Annotated in this window: 8 protein-coding genes and 1 riboswitch; of the genes, 4 read left to right on the forward strand and 4 right to left on the reverse strand. The window is 72.4% G+C overall.

Going from position 1 to position 10127, the window contains the following annotated elements; translation table 11 throughout:
• Positions 1–344: 344 nt before the first annotated feature.
• Complete coding sequence (locus C8250_RS13175; RefSeq protein WP_138355003.1) at positions 345–1943, reverse strand: ABC-F family ATP-binding cassette domain-containing protein; 1599 nt, start codon at positions 1941–1943, stop codon at positions 345–347.
• Positions 1944–2289: 346 nt separating this feature from the next.
• Here C8250_RS13175 and C8250_RS13180 point away from each other — a divergent pair, with 346 nt between their 5' ends.
• Entirely contained in the window at positions 2290–3207 is a 918-nt protein-coding gene (locus C8250_RS13180; protein WP_138355004.1) for a neutral zinc metallopeptidase, read from the forward strand.
• An 85-nt stretch (positions 3208–3292) separates the two neighbouring features.
• On the opposite strand, the gene C8250_RS13185 is transcribed toward C8250_RS13180, so the two are convergent.
• The 3 genes from C8250_RS13185 to C8250_RS13195 all read right to left on the reverse strand — a co-directional run bounded on the left by C8250_RS13185 (position 3293) and on the right by C8250_RS13195 (position 6616).
• Positions 3293–4681, reverse strand: coding sequence for a hypothetical protein (locus C8250_RS13185; RefSeq protein WP_187144826.1), 1389 nt, complete (start codon positions 4679–4681; stop codon positions 3293–3295).
• Between the two features lie 89 nt (positions 4682–4770).
• Positions 4771–5886, reverse strand: coding sequence for an alpha/beta fold hydrolase (locus C8250_RS13190; protein ID WP_138355005.1), 1116 nt, complete (start codon positions 5884–5886; stop codon positions 4771–4773).
• Positions 5887–5968: 82 nt separating this feature from the next.
• Positions 5969–6616, reverse strand: coding sequence for a class II aldolase/adducin family protein (locus tag C8250_RS13195; protein ID WP_232484797.1), 648 nt, complete (start codon positions 6614–6616; stop codon positions 5969–5971).
• 116 nt (positions 6617–6732) lie between these two features.
• On the opposite strand from C8250_RS13195, the gene C8250_RS13200 reads away from it, so the two are divergent.
• The 3 genes from C8250_RS13200 to C8250_RS13210 all read left to right on the forward strand — a co-directional run bounded on the left by C8250_RS13200 (position 6733) and on the right by C8250_RS13210 (position 9816).
• Positions 6733–8124, forward strand: coding sequence for an FAD-dependent oxidoreductase (locus C8250_RS13200; protein ID WP_138355006.1), 1392 nt, complete (start codon positions 6733–6735; stop codon positions 8122–8124).
• A gap of 188 nt (positions 8125–8312) precedes the next feature.
• A complete protein-coding gene (locus C8250_RS13205; protein ID WP_138355007.1) occupies positions 8313–9557 on the forward strand; it encodes an inorganic phosphate transporter in 1245 nt (414 codons plus the stop codon).
• 25 nt (positions 9558–9582) lie between these two features.
• Positions 9583–9816, forward strand: a complete 234-nt coding sequence (locus C8250_RS13210) for a hypothetical protein (protein WP_138355008.1) — start codon at positions 9583–9585, stop codon at positions 9814–9816.
• A gap of 149 nt (positions 9817–9965) precedes the next feature.
• A riboswitch (cobalamin riboswitch) is annotated at positions 9966–10094 on the forward strand.
• Positions 10095–10127: the final 33 nt, after the last annotated feature.

Here is a 10127-nt window from a genome sequence, read left to right on the forward strand (position 1 = left end):
AGGCGCCTTCCTGGCCACCCATTCGGCAAGGTCCGTACGACAACATTTGAACCGGAGACCTTTTTCCGGCGGCCGGGTGGCGCACGAAGATCCCCGATTTCGTCCGGCGCTTTCCGGACAGTTGTCCGGGCGCCGCGAAAAGCGGCAGGTCATCCATGGTCGGTAAGGAGTTTCCCGACGTCACGCCACTGATCGACTCAGGGCGGCGGTCATACCGCGCCACCGGGTGGCGCGGTATGAGCTCGTCTCACACAGATGATGGATCACCCGTAGGCCGAATGATCCACTGCCAAGTGATCAGGCGGGTCGGCCGGACGGGCCGGCGGGTCGGGGCGGCGCGGCGGTCAGGCCAGCGAGACCAGATCCGCGTAGTCCTCGCCCCACAGGTCCTCAACACCATCGGGCAGCAGGATGATCTTCTCGGGGGCCAGTGCGTGCACCGCGCCCTCGTCGTGCGTCACCAGGACGACGGCGCCACTGAAGGTGTGCAGCGCGCCGAGGATCTCCTCGCGGCTGGCCGGGTCGAGGTTGTTGGTGGGCTCGTCGAGCAGCAGCACGTTGGCGCTGGAGACCACCAGCGAGGCGAGCGCCAGCCGGGTCTTCTCACCGCCCGACAGGACGCCGGCCGGCTTGTTGACGTCGTCGCCGGAGAACAGGAACGAGCCGAGGATCTTGCGGATCTCGACCAGGTCGGTGTCCGGGGCGGCCGAGCGCATGTTCTCCAGGACCGTGCGCTCCGGGTCCAGGGTCTCGTGCTCCTGGGCGTAGTAGCCGAGCTTGAGGCCGTGGCCCGGCTCGACCTTCCCGGTGTCGGGCGTCTCGACGCCCGCCAGCAGGCGCAGCAGCGTGGTCTTGCCGGCGCCGTTGAGGCCGAGGATGACGACCCGGGAGCCGCGGTCGATGGCCAGGTCGACGTCGGTGAAGATCTCCAGCGAGCCGTACGACTTGGACAGCCCGGTCGCCATCAGCGGGGTCTTGCCGCAGGGCGCGGGGTCCGGGAAGCGGAGTTTGGCGACCTTGTCCGAGACGCGGACGGCGTCGAGGCCCGCCAGCAGCCGGTCCGCGCGCTTGGCCATGTTCTGCGCGGCGACCGTCTTGGTGGCCTTGGCGCGCATCTTGTCGGCCTGCGAGTTGAGCGACGCGGCCTTCTTCTCGGCGTTGCTGCGCTCGCGCTTGCGGCGCTTCTCGTCGGCCTCGCGCTGGGCCTGGTAGAGCTTCCAGCCCATGTTGTAGACGTCGATCTGGGTGCGGTTGGCGTCCAGGTAGAAGACCTTGTTGACGACCGTCTCCACGAGCTGGATGTCGTGGGAGATCACGATGAACCCGCCGCGGTACGTCTTGAGGTAGTCGCGCAGCCAGACGATGGAGTCCGCGTCCAGGTGGTTCGTCGGCTCGTCGAGCAGCAGGGTGTCGGCGTCGGAGAACAGGATCCGGGCCAGCTCCACCCGGCGGCGCTGGCCGCCGGACAGGGTGGACAGCGGCTGGCCGAGCACCCGGTCGGGCAGTCCGAGGGCGGCGGCGATGGTGGACGCCTCGGCCTCGGCCGCGTAGCCGCCCTTGGTGAGGAACTCGGTCTCCAGGTTGGAGTACTTCCGCATCGCCTTCTCGCGGGTGGCGCCCTTGCCGTTCGCCATCCGCTCCTCGTTCTCCCGCATCTTGCGCAGGACGGAGTCCAGGTCGCGGGCGGAGAGGATGCGGTCGCGGGCGAGGGTCTCCAGGTCGCCGGTGCGCGGGTCCTGCGGGAGGTAGCCGACCTCGCCGGACCGGGTCACGGTGCCGCCGGCGGGCTGGCCCTCACCGGCGAGGACCTTGGTGAGGGTGGTCTTGCCGGCGCCGTTGCGGCCGACGAGGCCGATGCGGTCGCCCTTGGCGATACGGAAGGAAGCGGACTCGATGAGAATGCGGGCTCCAGCACGCAGCTCGAGGCCAGTGGCAGTAATCACGGGAAAAGCTCCAGGGCATGGCGAACGACAGAAAGGGGCGCGGGGGAGGTCGTACGCCGCCGGCTAATGAACGAGAGGGACTGCCATACAGGCCAGTCTACCGGGGTGTGGCAAGCCGGTTGTTGCCCAGGGGAGTGCGATGAGGTGCTATGCGCCCGAGGCCGTCGACCGCGATCAGCTGACCCGTCCAGGCCGTGTGCGGATCCGCGCACGGCTGGGCGACGACGACCGCGGAGCCCCTGGGGACCACGCGGGAGGGCGGCCGGGCGACACGGGCGGGCCGGGGCGGGCTTCGCCCGTTCGGTCCTGGGGCGCCGGGGTGGGGCAAATCACCCATACTCGTCGTATGCAGTTCGACGACAACGCGAAACTGGACACGTCACAGGTGCAGGACCAGCGCGGTGGCGGCTCGTCCGGCGGCGGACCGTTCGGTGGTGGCGCTCCCAGCGGCAAGGTGGTCGGCGGCGGCATCGTCGGCCTGATCGTGGTCGTGATCGGGATCGTCCTGGGCATCAGCCCCAACCAGATGGGCCTGTCCGGCAGCGCCACGGACACCGCGCCGCGCACCGGCGCGGCCGCCGATCTGGCGCAGACCTGCGCGACCGGCCGGGACGCCAACACCCAGGGGCAGTGCCGGATCGTCGCGGTGGTCAACAGCGTCCAGGCGTACTGGACGAACGAGTTCCGGCAGCGTGGCGGCACCTATCAGCCGGCGCCGACCGTCTTCTTCGACCGGCCGATGCGCACCGGCTGCGGCGTCGCCGATCCGCGGACCGGGCCGTTCTACTGCCCCGTCGACCGCAAGGTCTACATCGACCTGAACTTCTTCGCCACGCTGCAGAGCCAGTTCGGCGCCGAGGGCGGGCCGTTCGCGGAGAGCTACGTCGTCGCCCACGAGTACGGGCACCATGTGCAGAACCTGCTGGGGACGCTGCGCGCCGCCCAGGACGGGCGCACCGGGGCCACCAGCAAGTCGGTACGGGTCGAGCTGCAGGCGGACTGCTACGCGGGCCTGTGGTCGAAGAACGCCACCATGACCATCAACCCGGCCACCGGCAGACCGCTGATCACCGCCGTGACGGCGGACGACATCGCCCGCGGCCTGGACGCGGCGGCCGCGGTCGGCGACGACGCGATCCAGTCCCGCGCGCAGGGTCGGGTGACCCCGGACAACTGGACGCACGGCTCGTCGGCGCAGCGCCAGCAGTGGTTCACCACCGGTCTGCAGACCGGTGACCCGGCGCGCTGCGACACGTTCGGATAGCCCCTCAGCAGGGAGGGACGGCGACGGCCCGGCGGGTGTTCCCGCCGGGCCGTCGCCGATCGTCGTCGTCCCGGTGCCCGAGCGGTCAGGCGCCGCCGGTGTGCACCTGGAAGGCGGCCCGGCGGACGGCCTTGGCGACCGCGGGGTCCGGGTGCGCGGCGGCCAGCGCCACGAGCACCTGGACAGTACGGGGGTGCCCCGCGCCGCGGATCTCCACCAGGAGCGACCGCACCGAGCCCTCCACCGCCGCGTCGAGATGGCTGACCAGCAGCTGCCCCTCGCCGTGGTCGGCGACGGCCGCGGCGGTGTCCACCCACAGCCAGGCGGTCTCCTCGCGGGTCAGCAGCCCCGCGACGGCCTCCGGGTCACCGCCGTCCTGCTCGGCCAGCCACAGCAGCGCGTACGGGCGCAGCGTCGGCTCCTCGGAGGAGGCGCGGACGGCGGGCTCGGCGGGCGCGCCGACCACCCGGAGCGCCTCGAAGGCCAGACCGCGCAGCAGCGCGTCCTCACCTCGGGCGGTCTCCAGCAGTTCGGCGACGGCCAGGCCGACGGGCCGGGCGGCGAGCCAGGCGCGGTACTCGGCGCGGGCCGGGCCCGGGGAGAGCCGAGCGCAGGCGCGCAGCATCTTCTCCGCGGACTGCTCGATATGGCCGGCCGGGCCCTGGGCGGCCACACAGATCTGTTCCAGCTTGACCCAGACCGCCCAGTTGCCGAGCGGGGTGAGCGCGGCCTCCTGGGTGTCGGAGCAGGCGTCGCGCGGATACAGCGCCCCGACCCCGGCGACCGCGTCGAGCACCCAGTTCAGGAGCGCGGGCAGCGGGTCGTGGGCGCCGTCGGCGGGCGGCTCGTGCCGTTCGGTCCGCAGCTCCGCGACCCGCTGGCGCAGCAGGTCCAGCAGGGTGTCGACCGGTACCGGGCCCGAGGAGAGGTGCAGGAAGGACAGCAGCTGAGGGGTTGCCTCGATGACCTCGGCCACCAGCGAGGGATCCGCCTCGGCGGGGTCGCCGGGCGGATGCGCGAGGGACCAGGCGTCGAAGAGCGCGACCCAGCCGCGCAGCACCGCGGTGTTGTCGCGGTCCCAGGCGCGCAGCCGCCAGCCGGGGCGGGCGGCGCCCTGATGGAGTTCGATCAGGCCCGCGAGCCGGGCCCGGTCCCAACCGGACCGGATCTGCCGTTCCGTCAACTCCAGCGCGGCGGCTGCCTGCTGGACGTCGGCGTCCGGAAGTATCCCGGTCGGACCTGCGGTACCGGGTCCCGCTTCGGCCCACCGCGCGAGGCGGACCGTGTCGGCGAGTTCGGCGCGCGCCTGGCGGGCGAGCTCGGACAGCGCGGGGGTGCCCTCGGGCGGCCGCGGCGGGCGGGAGCGCCGCGCTGTCGCCGTGGGGCGGGCGGCGGAGCCCCCCACCGCGAAGGCCAGGGAGGGTCGTCGGGGGACAAGGCGGAGCGGCGTGTCTCGCGAAGTACGGGACGTCACTGGAGCAGTGTCCCGGGTGAGGCCCCAGAATCCCAAACGCGCTCCGGGGCGGCGCCCCTCACGCTGCGCTCCCGGCTCCGTGCCGAGCGCTACATCAGAGGCGTCAGGAAGCGTCGCAGGGCCTCTTCGTACGACGCCGGGTCGACGTTCCACATAGCGCTGTGGGAGGCGCCGGGGACGGTGTGGAGCGTGACCAGATCCGGTCGCCTCGCGGCGAGTTGGCGCGATCCTGACCAGGACGAGAGGGTGTCGTCCGGGCCGTGCACGACCAGTGCGGGAACGCTCAGCCGGGCGGGGTCCGCGGCGTCCGCGATGCGTTCCGCATGCAGCCCGGTGCGGCCCTCCGCGGCGCGCACCCCGAGCGGTACGAGCGCTCCCGGCACGCCGTGGGAAAACGCCGCGGCGCGCACGGTCGATTTCCAGTCCAGGACGGGTGAATCGAGGATCAGCCCGCTGATCCGGCCCCGGAGCGCCGAGTGGTCGGCGGCCCGCAGCGCCATCGTGGCGCCCGTCGACCACCCGTAGAGGACGAACCGCTCGGCGCCGTACTCCGCGGCGTACTTCATCGCCGCGTCGAGGTCGCGCCATTCGGTGTCGCCGAGGTGTCCGAGGCCGTCCGGTGAGGGCGGGGCGCCGGAATCGTTGCGGTAGGCGAGGTCGAGCACCGGGAAACGGTGGCCGTGCAGGGCCGGCAGGACATTGAGCGGGAGTTCGCGGGTCGCGCCGAGGCCGTGCACGGTGATCACCCACGTCGAGCGGGCCCCGGGCACGAACCAGGCGGGCAGGGGACCGAGTTCGCCGGGCACCAGCACCTCGGCGTAGTCCAGACCGAGGGCGCTGCGCGGGTCGCCCGCGTGGACCTGGGCCGTCATCCGGACCATCGTGCCGGGGTCGAGGGCGCCGCTGTAGACGCGGTCCAGGCGCCGGGCCACCGTGTCCGGTGTCGTCCACAGCACCTCGCCGACCGCGGCGTGCACGCCGTCGCCGGACAGCCCGTAGACGCCCGGCCGCAGGGAGGCCAGGGCGCGGGTCATGCTGACCTGGCCGGGCGCGGTGGCGTGGACGGTGACCCGCTCGTCCGGCTCCGGGCCGTCGGTGGACGGTTTGAGGGCGAGGTCGGACACGTACCGTCCGGCCGCCACAGCGGCCGCGCCGGCACCGAGCACGGTGGTGGCGGCCACGGCCGCCACGGTTCGTATACGCATCGGTTCCAGTGTCGGCGGGGCGGCGCGATGCGGCCAGTGGACAGCGGCCGGCCGGGTCACCGGCGGTTCCGGCCGGGCGGTGTCAGCCGGGCTGGCCGTAGCCGCGCAGCCGCCCGCCCGCGTCGTCCAGCTCGGCGTCCGACAGCAGGGCGGGGGTCAGTCCGGGGACCGAGCGGGCGGTGAGCCAGACCTGGCACATCCACTCCAGCTGCGCCGTACGGTCGTACGCTTGATCGAGTGTGGCGCCGTACACGAGCGTGCCGTGGTTGCGCATCAGGCACGCGCTGCGGTCGCGCAGTGCCCGCAGCACCTGCGCGGCCAGTTCGTCCGTGCCGTAGGGGGCGTAGCCCGCGACCCGGATCCGGCCGCCCATCGCGGCCGCCATGTAGTGGATCGCCGGAAGTTCGTCCACCAGGGTCGAGACGGCCGTGGCGTGCACCGCGTGGGTGTGCACGATGGCCCGCGCACCCGTGCCGCGGTAGACGGCCAGGTGCATCGGCAGCTCGCTGGTGGGGCGCAGCCGTCCGGCGACCTGCCGGCCGTCCAGATCGACGGCGACCGCGTCGACGGGGCCGAGCCGGTCGTACGGGACGCCGGTCGGCGTCACCAGCACCAGATCGCCCACCCGGACCGAGACATTGCCGGACGTACCGACCACCAGGCCGTCCGTGACACTGCGCCGGGCCGTGGCGACCAGCTCCGACCAGGCTTTCTCCATGGCATCGCGCATCCGTCGATCCTTACAGGTTGGGCGTTGCCGCGTCCTCGCGGGGCGCAGTACCGTCCCGCACACCACCGGCCGCACACCACGGCCCACCGGATCGCATCACGGATTGCAGGGGCATCATGACCACCGTCAACGGCGGCATCTCCTTCTGGTACTCGCAGACCGGCGTACCCGCGCCGCGCGAGCCACTGCCGGGTGACACGACCGCGGACGTCTGCATCGTCGGTGGCGGCTACACGGGCCTGTGGACCGCCTACTACCTCAAGAAGGCCGTGCCGTTCCTGCGGATCACGGTGCTGGAGCAGAAGTTCTGCGGCTACGGGGCGTCGGGGCGCAACGGCGGCTGGCTGTACAACGGCATCGCGGGCCGCGACCGGTACGCGAAGCTGCACGGCCATGAGGCCGCGGTCGCGCTGCAGCACGCGATGAACGAGACGGTCGACGAGGTGGTGCGGATCGCCGCCGAGGAGGGCATCGACGCCGACATCGTCAAGGGCGGGGTGCTGGAGGTCGCGCACTCCCCCGCGCAGCTCGCCCGGCTGAAGGCGTTCCACGCGGCGGAGGTGGCCTTCGGCGAGAAGGACCGGCTGCTGCTGGGCGCGGGCGAGTCCGCGGAGCGGATCCGGGTCGCCGGGACCTCCGGCGGCACCTGGACGCCGCACGGCGCCCGTATACATCCGGTGAAGCTTCTGCAGGGGCTGGCGAAGGCCGTCGAGGCGCTGGGCGTGGTGATCCACGAGTCCACCACGGTGACCGAGATCAAGCCGAAACACGCGATCACCCCGTACGGAACGGTGCGCGCCCCGTACGTGCTGCGCTGCACGGAGGGCTTCACGGCCTCACTCAAGGGGCAGAAGCGGTCCTGGCTGCCGATGAACTCCTCGATGATCGCCACCGAGCCGCTGCCGCGGCAGGTGTGGGACACCATCGGCTGGGAGGGCCGCGAGACGCTCGGCGACATGGCGCACGCGTACATGTACGCGCAGCGCACGGCCGACGACCGGATCGCGCTGGGCGGCCGCGGGGTGCCGTACCGCTTCGGTTCGCGGACGGACAACGACGGGCGGACGCAGCCGGCCACGGTCGAGGCGCTGCGCGAGATCCTGGTCCGCTTCTTCCCCGCGACCGCCGGGGTGGCGATCGAACATGCCTGGTCAGGGGTGCTGGGCGTGCCGCGCGACTGGTGTGCGAGCGTGGAGCTGGACCGGGCCACCGGGCTCGGCTGGGCGGGCGGCTACGTCGGCAGCGGCGTCGCGACGGCGAACCTGGCGGCGCGCACGCTGCGCGATCTGGTGCAGCTGGACTCGGGTCAGGGGCACGGCACCGAACTGACCGCGCTGCCCTGGGTGGGCCACCGGGTGCGGCGTTGGGAGCCTGAGCCGTTCCGCTGGATCGGGGTGCACGGAATGTACGCGGCCTACCGTGGCGCGGACCGCCGTGAGCTGTCCGGGCGCAGCAGCGAAACGGACCCGGTGGCACGCGTCGCGGACCGGATCTCCGGGCGGCACTGAAACGAATTCCGGGGGCGGTGCCGGGCCGGGTCCCCGGCGGCAGCGCAGTCGCCCCAACACCCGGCATGGCCTGAAGAATCCGGTCCGCGGGCACCGGCACCATGCGGCCGCCGCCAGTTAACCTTCCGTTCACTCAGGCTCCGTACGGTCGCCACCGCCACTGTCCGATCAAACGATTGCCTGGGTAAATGGAACACATCACGCTCCTGATCGGAATCGTGATCGTGACCGCTCTCGTGTTTGATTTCACGAACGGTTTCCACGACACCGCCAACGCGATGGCCACCACCATCTCCACCGGCGCGCTCAAGCCCAAGACGGCGGTGGCCATGTCCGCCGTGCTGAACCTCCTCGGCGCCTTCCTGTCCGTGGAAGTCGCCAAGACCATCTCCGGCGGCATCATCGACGAGAGCGCGGGGATCCGACCGGAAGTCATCTTCGCGGGTCTGGTCGGCGCCATCGTCTGGAACATGCTGACCTGGCTGGCCGGGCTCCCGTCCAGCTCCTCCCACGCACTGTTCGGCGGCCTCATCGGCGCGACCCTGGTCTCCGTCGGCGCCCATGGCGTCAACGGCGACAAGGTCGTCATGAAGGTCCTGATCCCGGCGCTCGCCGCCCCGGTCGTCGCGGGCCTGGCGGCGATGCTCGCCACCAAGCTCACCTACCGGATCGGCCGCAACAGCGACCCGAAGGCGACCGCCAAGGGCTACCGGGCCGGGCAGATCGCCTCGGCCGGCCTGGTCTCGCTCGCGCACGGCACCAACGACGCGCAGAAGACGATGGGCGTCATCACCCTCGCGCTGATCACCGGCGGAGTCGTCGCCCCGCACGCCGACCCGCCGATGTGGGTCATCGTCTCGGCCGGCACCGCCATCGCGCTCGGCACCTACCTCGGCGGCTGGCGCATCATCCGCACGATGGGCAAGGGCCTCACCGACATCGAGGCGCCGCAGGGCTTCGCCGCCCAGACCGGCGCCGCGGCCACCATCCTGGCCTCCTCGCACCTCGGTTTCGCGCTCTCCACCACCCAGGTCTGCTCGGGCTCCGTGATGGGCTCCGGTGTCGGCCGCAAGGGCGCGGTGGTCCGCTGGAGCACCGCGGGCCGCATGGTCGCCGCGTGGGGCCTGACGCTGCCCGCCGCCGGCCTGGTGGCCGCAGGGGCCGCACTGCTGGCCGACCAGGGCACGTGGGGCATCGCCGGGGTCGCCGTCCTGGCGCTCGCCGCCTGCACCGCGATCTGGCTCGCCTCGCGCCGCAAGCCGATCGACCACAGCAACGTCAACGAGCTCCCGGTCGAGTCGCAGGGTGCGGTCACCGCCGCCATCGCGGCCGTCAGCCCGCCGCCCGCCGGACCGGTCGCCCCGCTCGCCGCGACCATCCCGGCTCCCGCGGCCGTCGCCTCCCCCGCCGACGCCGCACCGGCCACGGCCTGATCCCGGCACGGAAGGAATCAGCACCATGCAGATCGACTGGCAGGCCCTCGGTACCGTCCTCGGCGTCACCCTCGCGGTGACCATCGGGCTGGTGGGCGTCTTCACCCTCGGCATCGTCGGACTCGCCAAGCGCGAGTCCGGCACGGACGGAGCCGCCGTCTCCGGCGGTTCCGCCGTCCTGACCCGGACCGGCGCCTACGCGTGCTTCGCGCTCTGCGCGGCGGCGGTGGCGTACGGCATCTTCCTGATCGTCGCCTGATCCTCTGCGACGCACGGCGCGCCGACGGCGCAGGCCCGCATCCGCGAACCCGCGGGTGTGGGCCTTCGCACATCTTCCGTCGCAGGTCAACAGCGAGTTGACGGGGTTCGCGGCACGTGGTGGACTGCCCGGTGCCATACGGCGGTAGGAGAGGAAGTCCGGTGTGAATCCGGCGCGGTCCCGCCACTGTCACCGGGGAGTGCACCCCAACCCGAACGTCAGGCCCGAGCGATCGGCCGGACGGTCCGGGGTGCGCGGACCCGGGAGCCAGGAGACTCTCAACCGCCGGTCACGTCGAACCAGGGCGCGGA

The sequence above is a fragment of the Streptomyces sp. So13.3 genome (assembly GCF_005860785.2).
Lineage (GTDB): Bacteria > Actinomycetota > Actinomycetes > Streptomycetales > Streptomycetaceae > Actinacidiphila > Actinacidiphila fildesensis.